The organism is Pseudomonas sp. Leaf127, assembly GCF_001423155.1.
Classification (GTDB): domain Bacteria; phylum Pseudomonadota; class Gammaproteobacteria; order Pseudomonadales; family Pseudomonadaceae; genus Aquipseudomonas; species Aquipseudomonas ovata.
The window spans coordinates 401,419-422,085 of sequence record NZ_LMOA01000022.1 but is presented as its reverse complement, the minus strand read 5'-3'; the positions used below and the strand labels follow the sequence as shown (position 1 = coordinate 422,085).

The 20,667-nt window shown below is 66.0% G+C and carries 15 protein-coding genes; 5 read left to right on the top strand and 10 right to left on the bottom strand.

Annotated elements, in window-relative coordinates:
* Nucleotide 1: 1 nt before the first annotated feature.
* The 10 genes from ASF84_RS19770 to pilG all read right to left on the bottom strand — a co-directional run bounded on the left by ASF84_RS19770 (nt 2) and on the right by pilG (nt 16,720).
* Nucleotides 2–877 (bottom strand): triphosphoribosyl-dephospho-CoA synthase, encoded by an 876-nt coding sequence (locus ASF84_RS19770; protein WP_056840536.1) that lies wholly within the window; start codon nt 875–877, stop codon nt 2–4.
* Nucleotides 877–2,553, bottom strand: a complete 1,677-nt coding sequence (gene mdcA, locus ASF84_RS19765; protein WP_056840535.1) for a malonate decarboxylase subunit alpha — start codon at nt 2,551–2,553, stop codon at nt 877–879. The genes ASF84_RS19770 and mdcA overlap by 1 nt, the downstream gene beginning before the upstream one ends.
* A gap of 147 nt (nt 2,554–2,700) precedes the next feature.
* The gene (locus ASF84_RS19760; RefSeq protein WP_056840534.1) at nt 2,701–4,797 is read right to left on the bottom strand and encodes a site-2 protease family protein; all 2,097 of its coding nucleotides are present in this window, start codon (nt 4,795–4,797) and stop codon (nt 2,701–2,703) included.
* The gene (locus tag ASF84_RS19755; RefSeq protein WP_056840533.1) at nt 4,798–6,117 is read right to left on the bottom strand and encodes an efflux RND transporter periplasmic adaptor subunit; all 1,320 of its coding nucleotides are present in this window, start codon (nt 6,115–6,117) and stop codon (nt 4,798–4,800) included. It lies immediately after the preceding gene.
* A gap of 756 nt (nt 6,118–6,873) precedes the next feature.
* The gene (locus ASF84_RS19750) at nt 6,874–7,347 is read right to left on the bottom strand and encodes a chemotaxis protein CheW (RefSeq protein ID WP_056840532.1); all 474 of its coding nucleotides are present in this window, start codon (nt 7,345–7,347) and stop codon (nt 6,874–6,876) included.
* On the bottom strand, nt 7,340–13,228 hold the full coding sequence (locus tag ASF84_RS19745; protein ID WP_056840531.1) for an Hpt domain-containing protein: 5,889 nt from the start codon (nt 13,226–13,228) through the stop codon (nt 7,340–7,342). The genes ASF84_RS19750 and ASF84_RS19745 overlap by 8 nt, the downstream gene beginning before the upstream one ends.
* A 44-nt stretch (nt 13,229–13,272) precedes the next feature.
* Nucleotides 13,273–15,315 carry a methyl-accepting chemotaxis protein gene (locus ASF84_RS19740; RefSeq protein WP_056840530.1) on the bottom strand — a complete coding sequence of 681 codons (2,043 nt, stop codon included), beginning with the start codon at nt 15,313–15,315 and terminating at the stop codon, nt 13,273–13,275.
* 17 nt (nt 15,316–15,332) lie between these two features.
* Nucleotides 15,333–15,872 (bottom strand): chemotaxis protein CheW, encoded by a 540-nt coding sequence (locus ASF84_RS19735; protein ID WP_056840817.1) that lies wholly within the window; start codon nt 15,870–15,872, stop codon nt 15,333–15,335.
* Between the two features lie 26 nt (nt 15,873–15,898).
* Nucleotides 15,899–16,264: a twitching motility response regulator PilH gene (pilH, locus tag ASF84_RS19730; RefSeq protein WP_056840816.1), complete on the bottom strand. Its 366-nt coding sequence runs from the start codon at nt 16,262–16,264 to the stop codon at nt 15,899–15,901.
* Between the two features lie 45 nt (nt 16,265–16,309).
* Nucleotides 16,310–16,720 carry a twitching motility response regulator PilG gene (gene pilG / locus ASF84_RS19725; RefSeq protein ID WP_056840529.1) on the bottom strand — a complete coding sequence of 137 codons (411 nt, stop codon included), beginning with the start codon at nt 16,718–16,720 and terminating at the stop codon, nt 16,310–16,312.
* Nucleotides 16,721–16,917: 197 nt separating this feature from the next.
* On the opposite strand from pilG, the gene gshB reads away from it, so the two are divergent.
* From gshB to pyrR, 5 genes are all read left to right on the top strand, one after another.
* A complete protein-coding gene (gshB, locus tag ASF84_RS19720; protein WP_056840528.1) occupies nt 16,918–17,871 on the top strand; it encodes a glutathione synthase in 954 nt (317 codons plus the stop codon).
* A 162-nt stretch (nt 17,872–18,033) separates the two neighbouring features.
* On the top strand, nt 18,034–18,936 hold the full coding sequence (locus ASF84_RS19715; protein WP_056840527.1) for an energy transducer TonB: 903 nt from the start codon (nt 18,034–18,036) through the stop codon (nt 18,934–18,936).
* 104 nt (nt 18,937–19,040) lie between these two features.
* Nucleotides 19,041–19,610 (top strand): YqgE/AlgH family protein, encoded by a 570-nt coding sequence (locus ASF84_RS19710; protein ID WP_056840526.1) that lies wholly within the window; start codon nt 19,041–19,043, stop codon nt 19,608–19,610.
* The gene (gene ruvX, locus ASF84_RS19705; RefSeq protein ID WP_056840525.1) at nt 19,610–20,050 is read left to right on the top strand and encodes a Holliday junction resolvase RuvX; all 441 of its coding nucleotides are present in this window, start codon (nt 19,610–19,612) and stop codon (nt 20,048–20,050) included. Before ASF84_RS19710 ends, ruvX begins: the two co-directional genes overlap by 1 nt.
* Before the next feature lie 88 nt (nt 20,051–20,138).
* Nucleotides 20,139–20,657, top strand: a complete 519-nt coding sequence (gene pyrR, locus ASF84_RS19700) for a bifunctional pyr operon transcriptional regulator/uracil phosphoribosyltransferase PyrR (protein WP_056840524.1) — start codon at nt 20,139–20,141, stop codon at nt 20,655–20,657.
* The last annotated feature ends 10 nt before the right edge of the window (nt 20,658–20,667 follow it).

Below are 20,667 nucleotides of genomic sequence, written 5' to 3'. Positions count from 1 at the left end.
GTCAGAGACTCCGTGATGGATGGCCGAGCGCAGGCTCCAGGCCATCGATGAACAGGCAGGCCGCCAGCAGGTCGGCGGCGCCGCCGGCCGAGGCGTTCAGTTCGGTGAGTTGCCGGTCCAGCACGTGCAGCTCGCGCCGCCCGGCCAGGCTGGCGCTGCCGCCGGCCTCCAGTACCCGTTGCGCGCCGTGCTGCATGGCGTGCAGGCCCTCAAGGCCGGCGCGGTGCAGCACGCAGGTGTCGGTCAGGGTGGTCATGATTGCCAGCAAGGCATCCAGCCGGGCATTCTGCTCGCCACAGGCGGCGGCGCGGCTGCGCTGCAACTGTGGCAAGGCGTAGCCGGTAATGGCCGGAAAGCCTTGCCGGGCCTGTTCCCGAGCACCCGCCACGCCGTAGCGCCGGGTCACTTCAAGGCCATGGCTGGCGGCCGGTGCGGCCTGGCGGTCGTCGATCCGCGCCAGGCGAGCGGCACGCTGGCACAGGCCGGCCGGGGTCGCGTCGTCGGCATCCAGCGCTGCGGCGGCGACCAGCAGGCCCAGCGCCCAGATCGCGCCGCGATGGGTGTTGACCCCGCCGGTGGTGCGCAGCATGTCGGCCTCGCCTTCACGGCCCAGGCGGCCCAGGGTTTCGCGCAACGCCTGGCCGACGTCGCCGTGTTCGAGCGCCGCGGCGGCCATCTGCTGGAAGGTCGGCCACAGCGACAGCGCAGAGGCCTGCATCAGGCCCAGGTGCATGTCGCGGTGCGCGCCACTGCTGCGACGGTCGACCAGCGCCGGCTTGGGCGACAGCTCGGCTTCGTTGATCAGGGCCTCGACGGCCAGGTCGGCCAGGCGGTCGGCCAGCGACTGTTCGGGTAGATGACGCTTGAGGGCACTCATCACCAGCTCCTGAATTTGGCGGGCGGGTTGTACAGGCCACCGGACCACTCGACCAGGTCGGCGATGCTCTTGGCGGCCAGCAGTTCGCGGCTGGCATCAAGGCGGCGGATGCCAAGGTCTTCGGGCAGGGCAATCAGCCCCTCGCGGCGCAGGCGAGCGGTTTCTTTCGGGTCATGCCGCAGGCCGATGGCGGTCACGCCGGCCACGGCAGCGATCATTGCGCGGCGCTCTTCCAGGCTGCGCGCCCGATACAGATAGGCAATGCCCTCTTCGGTGAGCAGGTGGGTGACGTCGTCGCCGTAGACCATGATCGGCGCCAGCGGCATGCCGCTCTTTTTCGCCACTTCGATGGCATCAAGGGTGTCGACGAAGGTGGGTTTGCCGCCTTCCTGGAAGGTTTCGACCATCTGCACCACCAGCTTGCGGCCGCGCTCCAGATAGGCCGCCGGGCCGTCGCCGCTGGCGGTGCGCATGTCGAGCCAGGCCGGGGTGCTGTGACGCCGACCGCCGGGGTCATGGCCCATGTTCGGCGCGCCGCCGAAGCCGGCCAGCCGGCCACGGGTCACGGTGGACGAATGGCCGTCGCCGTCGACCTGCAAGGTGGCGCCGATAAACAGGTCCACCGCGTATTGCCCGGCCAGTTGGCACAGTTGGCGGTTGGAGCGCATCGAGCCGTCGCGACCGGTAAAGAACACATCGGGGCGTGCGGCAATGTAGTTTTCCATGCCCAGCTCGGTGCCGAAGCAGTGCACGCTCTCGACCCAGCCGCTTTCGATGGCCGGAATCAGCGTCGGGTGCGGGTTGAGCGTCCAGTTGCGACAGATCTTGCCCTTGAGGCCCAGCGACTCGCCGTAGGTGGGCAGGATCAGCTCGATGGCGGCGGTGTTGAAGCCGATGCCGTGGTTGAGCGACTGCACATTGTGTTTCTCGTAGATGCCACGGATGGCCATCATCGCCATCAGCACGTGCACCGGCTTGATATGGCGCGGGTCGCGGGTGAACAGCGGCTCGATGTAGAACGGCTTGTCGGCCACCACCACAAAGTCGACCCACGAGGCCGGAATGTCGACCCGGGGCAGCTCGCTGACGTCGTCGACCAACTGGTTGACCTGGACAATGACGATACCGTCGCTGAACGCGGCCGGCTCGATCAGTGCCGGGCTGTCTTCGGTGCTGGGGCCGGTGTAGATGTTGCCGGCACGGTCGGCCATGAAACCTGCGGACAAGACCACGTTGGGGATCAGGTCCACCACCAGCCGTGCATAGAGTTCGATGTAGGTGTGGATGGCGCCGATTTCCAGCAGCCCGTCTTCGAGCAACTGGCTGATGCGCAGGCTCTGGGTGCCGGCAAAGGAGAAGTCGAGCTTGCGGGCAATGCCGCGCTCGAACAGATCAAGGTGCTCGGACCGCCCGACGCTGGGCATGATCATGTGCAGGTCGTGGACCTTGCCAGGATCGACCTGGACCAGCGAGCGTGACAGAAAGTCGGCCTGCTTCTGGTTATTGCCTTCCAGCACCACCCGGTCGCCGGCGACCAGCAGCGCCTCGAGCGCGGCGACGATCTTGTCGGTGGGAATCACCACACCGTCGGCCAGCGGCCTGACCTGGTCCAGCCGCCGCTGCTTTTCGCTGCGGCGCCGCGACCAGCGCGCGTCGGGGTTGTTTGTCATTGTCATGGTCACTCCACGAGATTCGCTGTCGTGGGTCACCTTAGAAGGTGCATGGCCTGGCATCAATCAAGCTGGGCGCAGGATCGTTACGGTCAGGGTAATGGATGGCAAGAGAGCAGGCGGCCAGCCTCACCGCCCATGGCTTTATGAGAATCAGAAGCCGCTTTCCCTGACCCCCAGTGCCGCCAGTCGGCGCCAGGCCGCCACCACCAGCGATTCGCTGCGCCCGTCCAGCACCACCACGCCGCGCAGCGGCTGCACCGGCGCCTCGACCGCCTGATCAATGCCCAGCCGCGCACCGTACTGGGCCTGCACGGGTTCAGCGCGGTTGCTTTCGTCGCGGCGCACGGCAATCGGACCATGATGGTCGGAGGCCAGGGCTTCCTGGTCCAGCCAGCTCACGCCGTTGGCGTCGATGTCCAGCAGCCGGACCTCAAGGGCCGCACGCATCGGGTCGTCGGCAATGAAGCGCCCTTGCGCACCAGGCACCACACGCCAGAGCGCGTCTTCAGCCAGGTAACCACGCAGTCGGGCGCCGGGTTCGACGATGCGCACCAGGGGCATCTGGGTGGAAACCCAGCGGCCCGGCACCAGATTGGGCAGCAGGTCGCGCACCCGGCCAGCCTGCGGGGCACGGATCAACAGGCGTTCGCGCTGGGCGCTCAAGCCCCGGTATTCGGCCAGCGCCTCGGCCAGGCGCTGTTCAAGAATCCCGACGTCACCGGCCGTCTCGCTGCGCCCGGCCTGACGGCGCATCTGCAGCTGCATGATGTCGATCTCGCGGCGCACGATGACCAGGCGCGACTCGATGTCCGGCGACTCAAGCTCCACCAGCACGGTGCCCTGCCCGACCGGCTGACCGTCCTGGACATTGACCTGCCTGACGCGGGCCGCCACCGGCGCGTGCAAGACGCTGACCCGCTCGGCTTCGAGCATCGCCGGCAGCTCGACGCTGCTGCGCCACGGCACCACCAGCACCGCGACCAGTGCCAACAGGATCAGCGCGCTGATCAGCACGCGCGGGGTGTGCGCCTGTTCGCGGTGTGCCCACCAATGCTGCATTTCTTTATAAATCGGCATGAAGATGAACCAGCCCAGCTCGACCAGCATCAGGAAGATGCCAAGCAATTTGAAAAACAGGTGATAGACCGCCAGCGCAATGCCGAAAAACAGCGCCGCCCGCCACAGCCACGACAGGTAGCCCCACCACAGCAGGCGCCGGCGCATCGGTGACGACCAGGGCTCTGGCGCCTGCAGGCCATAGCCGAACAGCGCCTCGCGCAGGCGCCAGCGGCACAAGGCAAAGGCCCGGCCTTGCAGGTTGTCGACCTGCCACAGGTCGCTGACCAAAAAGTAGCCGTCGAAGCGCATGAACGGGTTGAGGTTGACGATCACCGTGGTGATCCAGGTCGCGCTGGCCAGCATGAACGCGGCGGTGCGCGCCGGTCCGTCCGGCAGCAGCGACCAGGCCAGTAAGGCGATACAGGCCAGGACCATCTCCGCCAGCACCCCGCCGGCACCGATCAATAGTCGCGCACGCTGGTCGTTGACCCGCCAGGCATCGCTGACGTCGGTGTAGAACAGCGGAAACAGCACCATGAACGCCACGCCCATGCTCTGTACACGGCACCCGGCGCGCTTGGCCATGAACGCATGGCCAAACTCATGACAGAGCTTGGCAAAGAACAGCGCCACGGCAAACGCCAGCGCCCCGCCCAGGCTGAACAGGTACGGGAACGAGCCGACAAACCGCTGCCAGTCCCGCGACACCAGGAACACGCCCAGCATCAGCGTCAGTGGCAGGCCGACCTTCAACAAGGCCGGGCCAAAGCGTTGCACCCAGGGCCAGGCACGATTGAAAAACGCGTCCGGGCGCCACAATGGAATGCGAAAGAACAGGTATTGGTGCAGCACCTTTTTCCACAGACTCTGACGCGTGGCGGCGGTCTTGATGCCATAGCTGCCGCGCTGCTGCGGGTCGGTCGAGGTGATCAGGTCGTAGCGGCGCAGGAAGGCCAGCATCGCCTCCAGCTCTTTTTCGCCAACGCGCAAGCCCGGCTCGCGGTTGGCAGCCTGTAGCACCTGGCCAGGATCGCCCAGTGCCCAGTGACGCAACAGGCGAATGGCCTGGGCGCCGAGCTTGTAATAGCGGCCGCTGATCGGGTCAGCCAGCGTCCAGCGCGGCGAGCCGTCCAGGGCAGGACTGGCCGGCGTCAGTTGCAGGTCTTCACGCAGGCCGGGCAGGCTCATCTAAAGGCCGATGCTCTGGCGCAACCCAGCCAGTGGCCGGCGCAGCAGGTACAACGCCAGCGGTGCGCGCTCGCCATAGACCTTGGCGGTGCCGCGCAGGCCGATACGCGGCGGCGCATCGACAAACCCGGCGTCTAGGCGATAGGCCAACTGACCACCGGGGGTCGGCTGGGCTTCATAAGCGGCGCGTTGCAAGGTCGCGGTATGACGGTGCAACGGATCGCTGTCGAGAAACAGCGCCACTTCGGCGTCAGGCTTGAGCACGATGGCATCGCCCACGGCCAGTTCGATGCGCAGCTCGGCCTGGGCGGGATCGGCAATTTCCATCAGTCGCTCGCCAGTCTGCACCGGCTTGCCGATCCAGCGCTGGGCGTCGGCAAACACGGCAATGCCGTCACGCTCGGCGCGTACTTCGCTGCGCTTGAGCAGTTCGCTGGCATAGTCGCGCTCGGCACGCTTCTGCGCCACACGGGCGGCCAGCAGGTCAAGCCGGGCATTGGATTCGGCATCGGCGAACGAGCGCTGCGAGTTGGCGCGCAGTTCCGCCTCGGCCACCCCCAGCGCGCGCTCGGCGACATCGGCCTGGGCCTTGAGCGTGGTGCCTTCGAAACGCACCAGCAGCTCGCCGGTCTTGACCGGCTGGTTGGGCTTGACCAGAAACTCGGCGATCACCCCGTCCAGCGGTGCCGCCACGACCCGCCCGCCCAGCGGCACGACTTCGGCCGGTGCCAGCACCGACTGACGCACCGGAATCAGCAACGCCAGCAACAGCACGGCCGCCACGATCATCTGGCGCTTGCGGGTCAGGCGCAGGCGCCAGGGCTTGCGCGGCTGCAAGGCCAGCCAGGCATGGGCACAGGTGTCGCCCAACTGGGTAAACAGAATCTTTTCCGAGGACGTCCAGCCGCGATCACGGGCCAGCCACAGGCCGCCGAACACTTCGCCCTGGTAGTCCTGCAACGGCAGCCAGAACACGCTCGGGGCCGACAGGCTCAGCCAGTCTTCGCGCACGGCGTTGTCAAAACCTTCCATGCTCACGATGTCAGGTGTCTTGAACCGCGCCTGCGCACGCAGTTGCGCCACGGCATGCTCGACAAAGGCCACGAACGGCGCGTTGGGCTCGACCATGCTGATCCCGGTGACTGCACGCACCTTGCCGGCAATCAGCAAGGCGGCATGACGAAAGCCGAACAGGTGCTGGCCGTCGTTGACCAGGCTGTAGGCCAACTGCTCGATGCTGCGGGCCGTGCGGATTTGCCGCTCCAGCTCAAGGTATTGCGCGAAAATCCGCTCGACGACACCGGGCACGGGTGCGTTCACTTGAACTCCGGGAAACGGGCCTGGGTCGCCAACATGGCGGGCATGTGCAGTGAGGGATCAGGAGCGGCCGGCGTCTGGGCCGGACTGCTGGCAGGCAAGAATCCAGAAACAACGGTCTTCAGACAACGCATCGCACAGACTCCAGGCTGGACGCCGCCAGTCTACGGTAGCCATGGCAAGCGTCAAGCCAATTGCCATCACTTCGTCGACCATCCCGAAGGACCCGACTGGCAGCATTCTTGCCCCGCTTGAAGTGGACCGAAGCCCGGCCTGCCCTACACAGTAATGCCAGTCAGTTAAGCTGAATGCCGTCGAACGCTGAACGTGTGGCAGGGGCCGGTCGGCACTCCAATTTGCCGGCAACGAGGCCGGCAAGGACCCTACACCTGCTGCGCCTGTCCCATAGACATCGCCAGCAGAGCTGCCTCCCACAGTCCAGTGCCAGGCACGAGATCCAGGACAACATCAATCCTGTGGGAGGCGGCTTGCCGGCGATGAGGCCAGCAAGGCCAACACACCTGCTGCGCCTGTCCCATCGCCATCGCCAGCAGAGCTGCCTCCCACAGTCTGGTGTCAGACACTCCACCTTGGACAACATCAAACCTGTGGGAGGGGGCTCTGCCCGCGATGAGGCCAGCAAGCCCAACACACCTGCTGCGCCTGTCACACAGTTATTGCCAGACAGTTGCTGCCTCCCACAATTGAGTGTCAGACGCAAAATCGGGTGGAAACCGGCTTAACTGATCGGCATGGGTCCTACACAACCAGGCCGGCTTCCAGCAGCCATTGCTCCAGCGCCGGCAGGTCGGGGATGCGGGCCTGGGTGTCGCCGACCTGCACGGCAGCCAGCTCCAGTCGGGCCAGGGGCACGTCGACATAGCTGAGCTGGTTGTCGACCTTGCACGAGCGCGGGATGTTCTGGATCAACAGCGCCAGGTAGCGCAGTTGCGGGTGCCCGCCCAGGGCATTGAGCACCACGATGCGCGCCCGGCCGCCGACCTTGGTGCGCCCGCCGCAGGCCGCTTCGAAGCTCAGCAGCGGCAGGCTCAGGTCACGCCAGGCGATGTGGCCCAGGTACCAGGGCGGCGCGTCCGGGTCGGCGTGGCAATCCTGATAGTCGATCAGCTCGGCCACCGCGACATTGGGCAGCAACAGGTAGCGGTCGCTCAACGGCAGCAGCAGGCACGTCAGGCTGGTCAGCCGCGCCGACTGAAAGCTGGCATCAGACATGGCGTGCGCTCCAGCGCTGGATGCTGTCGAGCAGCACCGATTCCTGGTAAGGCTTGCTCAGGTAGTCGTTGACCCCGATGGCCATGGCCCGGTCACGGTGTTTCTGGCCCGAGCGTGAGGTGATCATGATGATGGGCAGGTCCTTGAGCTGTTCGTCCTGGCGAATTCGGGTGGCCACTTCAAAGCCGTCCATGCGCGGCATTTCGATGTCCAGCAACAGGACGTCCGGGGTGAAGTCTTCCAGCAGGCTCATGGCATCGACCCCGTCCTTGGCGGTCACCACCTGCATGCCGTGGCGCTCCAGCAGCCGGCCGGTGACCTTGCGCACGGTCACCGAATCGTCCACCACCATGACCCGCAAGGCCCGTGGCCCGGTCTCGGTGAACCAGCTGGCGGTGTCATCGGGCAAGGCGTGTGGCGTGCGGCCTTGCCGGGCGCGGACGTAGGCCAGCAGGTCGAGAATCAGCACCACCCGGCCGTCACCCAGGATCGTCGCGCCGCTCAGGCCCTGGACCTGGGCAAATTGCGCCCCGAGGCTCTTGACCACGATCTCGCGCGAGCCGGCCAGGGCATCGACCTGCACCGCCACCCACTGGTCCTGCAGGTGCACCAGCAGCACCGGCAAGGGCTGGAACTGATCGAACAGGCGCGGCTGGCCATTGCCGAGCAGCTCGCCCAGGTAGCGCAGCTCATAGGTGCGTCCGCCATAGCGGTAACGCGGTGGCTGGGTCTGATAGTGTTCGAGCAACTGGCCCGGCATGACCCGGACGATGCCTTCGATGGTGTTCAACGGCACCGCGTAGAGTTCTTCACCGCACTGCACCATCAGGGCACGGTTGACCGACACCGAGAACGGCAGGCGGATGCGAAAACGCGTGCCCAGCCCGGCCACCGAGTCGATGGTCATCGAGCCGCCCAGTTGCTTGACCTCGGCATGCACCACGTCCATGCCCACGCCACGCCCGGAAATCTGGGTGATCACCTCGGCGGTGGAGAACCCCGCTTCGAGGATGAACGGCAGCACCTCGTGGTCGGCCAGCACCGCGTCGGCACGGATCAGCCCGCGCTTGATCGCCTTGCGGCGCACAGCCGCCAGGTCGACACCGGGGCCGTCATCACTCAGTTCGATGATCAGGTCGCCGCCTTCGTGCATCAGCGCCAGCTGGATCAGGCCCTGCGCCGGCTTGCCGGCGGCCAGGCGCTTCTCGGTGCTTTCCAGGCCATGGTCCACGGCATTGCGCAGCATGTGCTCCAGCGGTGCGACCATCCGCTCCAGCACGCTGCGATCCAGTTCGCCATCGGCGTTGGCCACCTCGAACTGCACCTGTTTATCCAGCTCGCCGGCCACCTGGCGCACCACCCGGCGCAGGCGTGGCACCAGCCGTTCGAAGGGCACCATGCGTGTGCGCATCAGGCCTTCCTGCAGTTCGGTGTTGACCCGCGCCTGGCGGGTCAGCAGCGTGCCGGCATCGCGGGCGCGCAGGTCCAGGGTTTCCTTGAGGTCCAGTAGGTCCGAGGCCGATTCGCTCAAGGCCCGCGACAGTTGTTGCAGCTGTGAATGGCGGTCCATTTCCAGCGGATCGAACTCTTCGTAGCCGCGCCGTTCGGCCGGGACCTGCTCGCGGGCCAGCAAGCGGCCCTGGGTTTCGCTGTCCAGGCGGCGCAACTGGTCGCGCATGCGCGCCAGGGTAGTTTCGATTTCGGCCAGGGTCGCTTGCGTGTCGAAAATCTGCTGCTCGATGCGCCCGCGAAAAATGGAGGTTTCACCGGCCAGGTTGACCAGTTGCTCCAGGTCTTCGGCGGCGACCTTGACCATTTCCGGGCCGATACGCTCGGCATCGGGGTCCGTGACCACAGCGCTCGCTGCCGACACCGGTACGGCAGTGGCGGTTGGCTCCACCACTTCCAGTTGGCGCAGGCTGTCGATCAGGGCCTCGGCGTCCGGCAGCGGCTGGCCGGCACGCACCGCATCAAGCATGTCGGCCAGCCGGTCGTGACCGCGCTGCAGGGCCTCCAGCAACAGCGGTCCCGGCGTACGCAGGCCACCGGCAACAGACTCATACAGCGATTCGACCTCGTGGGCCAGGTCACTCAGCGGCTTGATTTCGAGCATGCGCGCACCGCCCTTGAGGGTGTGCAGGTCGCGCAGCAGGTTCTCGACTTCCAGGGTGTTGTGCGGGTCGACCTGCCAGCGGCTCAGGGCGGCACTGGCGCTGTCGAGGAGATCGAAGCCTTCTTCGAGAAAGATCTCCAGCAACTCCGGATCACGTTCGCCGGCCTCAGGGGCCTGATCCACGGCGGCAGGCAGTGGATCGCCCCAGGTCATGCCTTTTCCCTGGCGCAGCGCGTCGAGAGCGTCGATCAGCGGCGCCGGGTCGTCCAGCGGTTGCCGGGTGCCGAGCTGTCCGAGCCACTGCTGCAATTGCTCATGGCAGTCGAGCAACAGCCCGGCGAGCGCTGGTGAATAGCTGTAGCGTCGGTCGATCAGCCCTTCATACAGGGCTTCAAGCTCATGGCCCAGGTCGCTGATCGCTGTGACACCGGCCATGCGCGCACCGCCCTTGAGCGTATGCAGGTCGCGTTGCAGCGCCGACAGCGGCTGCGGGTTATCCGGTTCGCTCAGCCAGCGGTGCAGCGTCTGGCCTGCGCTGTCGAGGATATCGGCGGCCTCTTCGAGAAACACCGTGATGATTTCGTCGTCAGGCGCCGCCTCATCCTGCCGGGACGGGCCGGCCATCTGCTCGATCACCGCGCCCAGCTCGGTCACCGGGCGGCCATCGCGGGCCACCAGGCCCGTCGCGTCCGGCGCCAGGGCCTGGTCAAGCAGCGCATACAAGGCCTGGACGCAATCGGGGCGCGGCACGACGTCCTGGCCGGCGGCGATCTGGTCGAGCATGTCGATCAGCGCCTCATGGGCGTGGCCGGCCTCATCGAAGAAGCGCTCGCTGGCCGCCAGGCTGCTTTCTTCCACCGCGCCATACAGGTCCAGCAGGGCCTCGCACAGTTCATCGACCTGCGGCAGCTCGGCCAGGTGCGCGCTGTGGCCCAGGGTAGTCAGCTCATCAAGCAGCGCGGTCAGTTCCTGGCGCGCGCCAGGGTGCTGCCGCCAGCGCTGCAACAGGCCCTCGGCGTCCAGCACGATGTCCATGCCCTCGGCGAGAAAAGTCGCGATCAGCTTGGGATTGGGCCGCACCGGCAGGCCGTCGGGGGCGTCGTGCAAGGCCGCCGCCAGGCGCTGCTCAAGCAACGAGCGGGCCGCCTCGATCAGTTGCGCGGCCCCCGGAATCGGCGCCAGGGGCTGGCTGTCGAGTTGCTCCAGCCCCTGATAGAACAGCGGTTCGGCGGCGCGCAGCAGCTTGAGCTCGGGGGTTTCAATGGCGATCAGATTGGCCTTGAACTCGCGCACCAGTTCATCCAGCGGGCTGGCCAGTTCCGCCATCGGCAACACACCGGCCATGTAGGCGCTGCCCTTGAGAGTGTGCAGGGCACGCAGCAGGTCGTCGCCAATGGCCGCCGAGTCGCGGCGCGCGGCGCTGTCGAGAAAGCGGTCGATCACATGCAGATGGCCCAGCGCCTCCTGGCGAAAGATGTCCAGCAACTGAGGATCCAGGTCGTCGGCCGGCTTGACCGTCGGCACCACCGGCGCGCTGGCACCGGCCAGGCGCTGCGCCTGGGTGGCCAGGCGGTCGGCATCGTCACGCTGGCGCTGGGCGCCGGCGGCGAAGTCGGCCACCAGGGCCGGCAGCAAGGCCTGCACTTCGCCGAGCAGCTGGCGCACCGGCTGGTCGGCCGCCACGCTGCCTTCAAGCACGCGGTTGAGCAGGTTTTCCACCGACCAGGCCAGCTCGCTGAGCACCAGCGCACGGACCATGCGGCCGCTGCCCTTGAGCGAGTGAAAGGCGCGGCGCACTTCGCGCAGGGCCTGATGGGTGGCTGCCCCCGGCGTGGCCAGGGCCACCAGCCAGCGCGGCTGTGATTGCTTGAGGGCGTCGAGGATTTCCTGGGCCTCCTCGATGAACACCTCGCGCAGTTCGTCGTCCACCGCCGGTTCATCGGCCGGTGGTGGCAGCAGGCTGGCCGGCATGTCGCGGCCCGGCGGGTTGATCGTTGCCAACGGGCTGGCCAGCACTTGGGCCAGGCTGCCGGGGGCCGGCACCGGCTCTTCAAGGGCATCGTCGTCAGGCGCCTCAGGGCCTGGCGAGGCCGGTGCATAGCCGAGCCGGGCCAGGCTGGCCTGGGCCATGTCGAGAATCGGGTCGCCGGCCGCCTCGTGGTCTTCGTTCATGCGCTCCAGGTAATACTCGACCGCACTCAAGGCTTCGGCCAGGCCTTCGAGCGCGTGCTCGTCAGGCCGGGTGGCGGCCGTGAGCAGGTGCTGGCGCACATAGTCGTTGCCGGCGGCCAGCAGGCTGGCAGCCCGGCTCAGCGGAATCATTGCCAGGGCGCCGCGCACCTGCACCAGCAACTCGCCCAGCGGCGCCAGGCGTTGCGCCGACCACTCGCCCTCCAGGCCGTCGATCAGCACATCCTTGGCCTGTTGCAGCACCAGCCGCGCCTCGCGCACCACCAACTGGTGGATCTGGGTCAGGTCGGTGGTCGGCAGGCGGCTTTCTTCGCGACGGGTCTCGCCGACCGCACCGATCATGCCGGCCAGCGTCGACTCGACGTACAGCAGCGCCCCGGCCACGTCCATCAACGCCGCATCGTTGGGCTCGCGCTGCCCCTGGGCCATGCTCTGGACCACGCCGGTCTGGTCGATGATCACCTTGCGCGGCTGGCCGAACCCCAGCACCGCCAGGGTATCGGCAATCTGCCGCAGCGGCCCCAGCAAGGCATTGAGTTCGCTGACGTGCTGGCGGTCGCCGCGCACGAACACATCGAGCCGCTCCTTGGCCCGTACCAGCCCTGCGCACACCGCCAGGATCACCGAGCGCATGGCATCGCGGTCGGGGCCGGCCATGCGCGCGCGCTCCTGGTCGACCACCTCGCTGCCGGGCAAGGCATCGTCCAGCGCATAGTCGTCCTTGAGCGCCAGCAGTTTCGGCGCCCGGCCCTCGGACTTGGCGATGTAGAACAGCAGGCTCTTGAGCAGCTCTTCGGGCGCCGGCTGATTGATGCCCTCGATGCCCTGGGCCATCAAGCGCTTGAGTTCGCGATCGGCGTCGCGCAGCAGGCTGCGCAGGGCCGGGCTGTTGGTGAAGCGACTGGCCGGCAGGCTTTCGACCAGCGCCGAGGTGATGCGCCACAAGGCACCCAACGGGGCGTCGGCGCACAGGTGCTCGAGATGAGCGAACACCTCGGCCAGCTGGTGCAGATGGCCTTGCACGTCCTGTTCACGCATCAATCCGGCCAGTGCATTTTGCAGGTTCTGGCGCCATTGACGCAGTTGCCCGGGCAGTTCGGGGCTTTCGCGCAGGCGCAGGGCCTGGTCGTCGAGCGGGTCGATGTCATAGAACTGCGGGGCGAACAGGCGGGTTTCCGACAGCAGGCTCTCGCCACGGGCGCCGCGCAGGTCGTTGAGCAGCGGCAGGATCACCAGCGGCAGGTCGCGGCGCGCCGCATGGGTGCGCTCAAGGTAGAGCGGCAACTGGGTCATGGCCTGGTTGAGCAGGTGCACGGTCTCGGTCTGGCTGCCCACCCGGCCTTCGCGCAGGGCCACGCCCAGCAGTTCGATTTCTTCGGCGAGCAAGGCGGCGCCGTAGAACTCGATCATCTGCAGGCTGCCCTGCACCTGGTGCACGCCGTGGATGTATTCGTCCAGCGCGGCCAGGTTGCCGGAGGCGGCGACGAATACGTCAAGCGCCTGGCGGGCCTGCCCCAGGGTTTCGGCGATCTCGCCCTTGACCCATTCAAGGGCCACGTAATCGTGACGATCAGGCATGGCGCGGGAAGCTCCGGGAAACGTGCGTGGTCATCATCGAGGCCTCAAGCCTGATCCCGGGAAGGTGGCAAGGTAAAGCCGGATACGGAGCGGCGCATCTCGCTGGCCATTTTCGCCAGGTTGCCGATGCTCTCGGCGGTCATCGAGGTGCCCGAGGTGGTCTGCGAGGTGATCTGCTGGATCACGGTCATGGTCTGCGCGATCTGCCCGGCCGACACCGCCTGTTGCTGGGCGGCGACCGTGATGCTTTCGATCAGCTCGGCCAGCACCCTGGAGACGCCTTCGATTTCTTCCAGCGCCACCCCGGCATCTTGCGCCAGGCGTGCACCGCGCACCACTTCGCTGGTGGTCTGCTCCATGGAGATCACCGCTTCGTTGGTGTCGTTCTGGATGGCCCGCACCAGGGTTTCGATCTGCTTGGTGGCCGACGACGAGCGCTCGGCCAGGCGCTGCACTTCGTCGGCGACCACGGCAAACCCGCGCCCGGCATCACCGGCCATCGAGGCCTGGATCGCGGCATTGAGGGCCAGGATATTGGTCTGATCGGAAATGTCATCGATCAGGCTGACAATATCGCCGATTTCCTGGGACGACTCGCCCAGGCGCTTGATGCGTTTGGACGTGTCCTGGATCTGCTCGCGAATGTTGTCCATGCCGTCGATGGTGTTGTGCACCACTTCGTTGCCCTTGTTGGCAATCGCCACCGAGCGGGCCGCCACCGCCGAGGATTCCGAGGCATTGGTCGACACCTGGTCGATCGACTGCGCCATGTCGTTGATCGCCGTGGAGGCGGCGCTGATCTGCAAGGCCTGGTGCTCGGAAGCGCGCGCCAGTTGCGAGGCGGTGGCCTGGGTGTCCTGCACGGCGGCGGCGACCTGCTCGGCGGTGATGTTGATGGTCGCCACCAGTTCGCGCAACTGGTCGATGGAATAGTTGATCGAGTCGGCAATGGCGCCGGTGAAGTCCTCGGTCACCGATGCGGCCACGGTCAGGTCGCCATCGGCCAGCTCTTCGATCTCGTTGAGCAGGCGCATGATCGCCGCCTGGTTGCGCTCGCTTTTCTGCGCGGTTTCATGCAATTGGCGGTTGGTCTCGCGCACCATCACCAGGCCAATAAGAATGATCGACATCAAGGCCAGCAGGCCGATGATGTAGCCACCAATGGAATTGACCGTGCGCCGGCTGGCCAGGTGTTCCAGGCTGTTGGCCAGTGTGGAAGCCTGGTCGAGCAGGGTCTGCGAGGTGGTGAAGATCTTGCTTGAAGCCTCGCGCACCTGGAACAGCTCGGGGGAGGTTTCGAGGATCTCGTCGACCGAGCCTGAGACAAACTCGAACAGTTCGGCAATCTCGCTCAGCCGCGCCCGCGCATCGCGGTCTTCGACCTGGCTGATGTGCAGGCCCGGGTTGCCTTCGAGCATACCGCTGAGCACGCGGCCGAACTGGCTGGCGTCGCGCCCGAAGGCGTCGGCTGCCTGCACGGCCGTGTCGTCGCCGGCCAGCACCTTGTTGACCGAGCCCAGGATGCGCTCGCCCAGCAAGGCCTGGCGCTGGGCCAGGACCACCTGGCTGGCCGGGGCATTGTTCTGCAACAGGATCTCGACGACCTTTTCGTATTCGGTCTGCAATTGCGGGATGGTTTCGGCCAGCGTGGCAGCGACCTGATGCAGCGACAGCACGGTCTGTTCGTTGGCCAGGATGACATCGGTGCTCTTGCGCAGCGCTTCCCAGTCGTTCTGCACCGCCCGCAGTTCGTCGCGCACCCCCGACGGCGCGGCCGGCAGGCCGGTGGCCGGGTCGCCCTTTTTCAGGTAACCCCAGCGCAGGTCGAAATCGTTGCGCGCATCGGCCAGCAACCTGAACGCCTGGGCCTTGCCGCCGGCGGCCTCGGTGGCGTTCTTGGCGATGCGCTGGGACAACACGCGCAGCTCGCCGGCATGGCCGATGTACTGCTTTTCGTAGTTCGACTGCGTGTTGAGGTACGCGAAGTTGGCGAACAGCAGAATGATGAACACGATCAACGCGACGAACAGCGTGATGATCTGCGCCCGGCTGCGTGCACCGTCCTGCAATGTGCCTGTATCAACCATGACGTTTCCTGTACGACTCAAAGCGCGACATCCATGAATCCCCGGGACTGTGCCAGGGCCCGGGTACTGAACACCCGCCAGGGCTGCTCGCGGATGAATTGCCCGGGGATGAACGGCGCCATCCCCAGGGTCGGCGACGCCTCGGCGCCACGCACCAGGCTGGCCGGGTCGAAGTGCTGCATGCCCAGGACTTCATCGACCAGCAGGCCGGCGAACACCTCAGGCTGCTCGACCACCAGCACCTGGCGCGGCTTGCGCAAGGGCGAGCACGCATGGCCAAAGTAACCGCACAGGTCGATGACTGGCAGCAAGCGCCCGCGCAGGTTGGCAATGCCCAACACCCAAGGCTTGACCCCGGGCATCGCGGTGCAGCGCGGTTCGTTGAGAATTTCGGCGATCTCGCCCATCGGCGTGACGAACAGGTGCTCGCCCAGGCGAAAACCGATGCCGCTCCAGTCCTGCTCGCGGGTGGTCTGGGCCGGCAGGCCGGCGGCCAGCGAGCGGCAGCGCTGGTCGATGGCGAACAACAGCTCGAACGCAGTGCGCGAACCGTTCAGCGACGGTGGCGTGGGCATAAGGGTTCTCAGCCGGCCAGGACCGAATTCAGGACCTTGATCAGGGTGTCTTCGTCCACCGGCTTGGTCAGGTAGCCGCGGGCCCCCTGGCGCTCGCCCCAGACCTTGTCGGTTTCCTGATCCTTGGTGGTCACCATGATGACGGGAATGGGCCGGGTGTCGGGGTCCTTGCTCAACTGGCGCGTGGCCTGGAAGCCGTTGAGCCCGGGCATGACGATGTCCATCAGCACCGCATCGGGTTTTTCCTGGCGGGCCAGGGCCACGCCGTCGGCACCGTTCTCGGCCTTGAGGACCTGGTGGCCGTGCTTTTCCAGAATGCCGGTGAGTTTGTACATTTCGGTCGGCGAATCGTCGACGATCAGTATTCGAGCCATGGTGTTCCCCAAAAGATGGCAGGCCGGCGGCACACGCCGCAGGCCTCACGATTCATGTTGTTCAACGCTCAGGAAGCCCGGTACATGGACCTTGATGGCATTGAGCAGTTCTTCCTGACTGAAAGGCTTGGTCAAAAACTGATCAGAACCGACGATCCGGCCCTTGGCCTTGTCGAACAGGCCGTCCTTGGACGACAGCATGATCACCGGCGTGGCCTTGAAGGCCCGGTTGTTCTTGATCAGGGCGCAGGTCTGGTAGCCATCCAGACGCGGCATCATGATGTCGACGAAGATGATGCGCGGGTGATGGTCGACAATCTTGGCCAGCGCCTCGAAACCGTCAACCGCCGTGATGACTTCACAGCCGGCACTCTTGAGGATGGTTTCGGCGGTACGGCGAATGGTCCGCGAATCATCGATCACCATGACCTTCAATGCTGTGGCGTGCTGTGACATGTGGGGCTGTTCCGTCGCCGCGAGCCGGCTCTGACAGGCCGCTGCCAGGCAGGCAGTGGGTGCCGTGACTTTTTAGCACACTCTCCAGGCGCAATCCATCAAGCGCGCAGGGCGCTGGCCTCTTGACCGCGAGGCATGGTGCAAGCGACCCTGACGGTTTTTCGGCCGTCGGCCGCAACGTACAGAGGATATTGCCCATGAGTGTTCGCCTAGGGATTGTCATGGACCCGATCGAGCGCATCTCCTATAAGAAGGACAGCTCGCTGGCCATGCTCCTGGCTGCACAGGAACGCGGCTGGTCGCTGTTCTACATGGAGCAGCAGGACCTGTACCTGGACGCCGGCAAGGCCCGCGCGCGCATGAAGCCGCTGACCGTGTTCGCCGACCCGGCCAAATGGTTCGAGCTGGGCGATGAAGCCGACACGGGCCTGGCCGAGCTGGACGTGATCCTGATGCGCAAGGACCCGCCCTTCGACATGGAATTCGTCTACGCCACCTACCTGCTGGAGCAGGCCGAGCGCGACGGCGTGCTGGTGGTCAACAAGCCGCAGAGCCTGCGCGACTGCAATGAAAAGCTGTTCGCCACGCAATTTCCGCAGTGCACCCCGCCGACGCTGGTCAGCCGCCGTGCGGACATCCTGCGCGCCTTTGCCGAACAACAGGGTGACACCATCCTCAAGCCGCTGGACGGCATGGGCGGCACTTCCATCTTTCGCCACCGCGCCGGCGACCCGAACCTGTCGGTGATCCTGGAAACCCTGACCCTGAACGGCACCCAGCAGATCATGGCCCAGGGTTACCTGCCGGCCATCAAGGACGGTGACAAGCGCATTCTGGTGGTCGACGGCGAGCCGGTGCCCTATTGCCTGGCGCGCATCCCGGCTGCCGGCGAAACCCGTGGCAACCTGGCCGCCGGCGGCCGTGGTGAAGCCCGCCCGCTGACCGAGCGCGACCGCTGGATCGTGGCCCAGGTCGCCCCGACCCTGCGCGAAAAAGGCCTGCTGTTCGTCGGCCTGGACGTGATCGGCGAGCACCTGACCGAAATCAACGTCACCAGCCCGACCTGCATCCGCGAAATCGACAATGCTTTCGGCACCCGCATCGGCAGCCTGCTGATGGATGCGATCGAGAAGAAGCTCAAGGCGCGATAAGGCCTAAGCGGCAAGCCGCAAGCGATAAGCTGCAAGCAGAGCAGTCCGGCTGTGGCTTGCCGCTTGCCGCTTGCCGCTCATGGCTTGTAGCTTTCATTGCGTTATCATGTGCGACCTGCGACATGCACCTGACCTACAGGCTCCAATGATGCCCGACCGCCCATGACTGCAATGGCCTACAACCCCCTCTTGATCGAACCCCCGCGCTCCGGCGTGCGCTCGCGCGATCGCCTGGGCTTTACCCTGCTGATCGCTGCCCTGGTGCACCTGGTGGTCATCCTCGGGGTGGGCTTTACCTATGTGAAGCCCGAGCAGATTTCCCGCACCCTGGAAATCACCCTCGCCACCTTCAAGAGCGAGAAGGCGCCCGAGCAGGCCGATTTCCTGGCCCAGGACAACCAGCAGGGCAGCGGCACGCTGGATCAGGCCCAGACGCTCAAGACCACTGAGCTGGCGCCGTTCCAGGACACCGAGATCAACAAGGTGACCCCGCCGCCGGCCAGCAAGGCGGTCCAGAAGCAGGAAGCGCCGAAGGCCGCCGTGGCCACGGTGGCACCGGCGAAGGAAAAGACCGTCACGCGTCGTGAAGAGGTCAAGCCTGACCCCAAGCCGCGGGAAGCCCCGACCTTTGACAGCGCTCAACTGAGCAATGAAATTGCCAGCCTCGAAGCCGAGCTGTCGGACGAGCAGCAGCGCTATGCCAAGCGGCCCAAGATCCATCGCCTCAATGCGGCCTCGACCATGCGCGACAAGGGGGCCTGGTACAAGGACGACTGGCGCAAGAAAGTCGAGCGGGTCGGCAACCTCAATTACCCCGAGGAGGCACGTCGCCAGCAGATCTACGGCAGCCTGCGCCTGCTGGTGTCGATCAACCGCGACGGTTCGCTGTATGAAGTGCTGGTGCTGGAATCCTCCGGCCAGCCGCTGCTGGACCAGGCCGCCCAGCGCATCGTGCGCCTGGCGGCACCTTTTGCGCCGTTCAGCGGCGATCTGGCCGACATCGACCGGCTGGAAATCATCCGCACCTGGAAATTTGCCCGCGGCGACAAACTGTCCAGCAATTGAGCCCCCCGGCCGGGAATGGCAGCGCCGCAGAATTTCGGTTCAGGGGCGCGCTCTGCCATAAGTGACAGTTGTCAGCGACCGCCGGCAGCGCCACACTAGGCGTCATGAAAAACGTCACTGCAAGTTACTTCAAGCATCAGTTCCTGATCGCCATGCCGCACATGGACGATCCGCATTTTGCGCAGACCCTGACTTACATTGTCGAGCACAATGCCGATGGCGCGATGGGGCTGGTCATTAACCGTCCGCAGGACCTGACCCTGGCCGACGTACTGGAGCAACTGCGCCCCGAGCAATTGCCACCGGTGCGCTGCCAGCAGATCCGCATTCACTCCGGCGGCCCGGTGCAGACCGATCGCGGCTTCGTCCTGCACCCCAGCGGGCCGGTCTTTCAGTCCACGGTCGAGCTGGGCGGCATAGCGCTGTCGACCTCGCAGGACATCCTGTTTGCCATCGCCGACGGCGACGCCCCCGCGCACAGCCTGATCACCCTGGGCTATGCCGGCTGGGATGCCGGCCAGCTGGACGCCGAAATGGCGGCCAATGCCTGGCTGACCTGCCCGTTCGATGCCGCCATCCTGTTCGAGACCGACAGCGACCAGCGCCTCAATGCGGCCGCTGCACGCCTGGGCATCAACCTGAGCCTGCTCTCGACCCAGGCAGGGCACGCCTGATGGCGGCCTTGCGCCTGATTCTGGGCTTCGACTACGGCACGCGGCAGATCGGTGTTTCGGTGGGTCAGGCCATTACCGGCCAGGCCCGCGAGCTGTGCACCCTCAAGGCCCAGAACGGGGTGCCCAACTGGGACCAGATGCAGGCCCTGTTCAAGGAGTGGAAGCCCGACGCGGTGGTGGTCGGCCTGCCCCTGAACATGGACGGCACGCCCAGCGACATGAGTGCCCGTGCCGAGAAGTTCTCACGCCAGCTCAACGGTCGCTTCAATGTCCCCGCCTACACCCACGACGAGCGCCTGACCACCTTCGAGGCCAAGGGCGAGCGCATGGCCCGTGGCGGCCAGCGCGGCAGTTACCGTGACAACCCGGTGGATGCGATTGCGGCCGCCCTGCTGCTGCAAGGCTGGCTGGATGCCAACCCGCAGCTGCTCAATGTGTGACCTTTTGCCCCCGCAACGCTTCGAATCCCACGTTTGCGCTTGAGTGCGCCCGGCTGCGGGCGCACGACAAGCTTCTGAAGGAGCCAGCATGAGTTTGCCCAACCCCGCCGATCTGATCCGTCAGATGGCCACCGACCTCACCGCCCACCTGAGCCATCGCGGCATTCACGAACCACGCTTCATCGGCATTCGTACCGGGGGCGTGTGGGTCGCGCAGGCACTGCTCCAGACACTGGACCATCCGGGGCCGCTGGGCACGCTGGACGTGTCGTTCTACCGTGACGATTTCAGCCAGAACGGCCTGCATCCCCAGGTGCGGCCTTCAGAGCTGCCGTTCGAGATCGAAGGCCAGCACCTGGTGTTGATCGACGACGTGCTGATGAGCGGACGCACGGTGCGCGCCGCCCTTAACGAGCTGTTCGACTACGGCCGCCCGGCCAGCGTGACGCTGGTGTGCCTGCTGGACCTGAACGCCGGCGAACTGCCGATCCGCCCCAATGTGGTCGGTGCAACGCTGGCCCTGGCCGCTCATGAGCGGGTCAAGCTCAGTGGTCCCGAGCCGCTGGCGCTCGACATCCAGGATCTTTCCACTGCCTCAGCCTTTTAAGAGTCCATTG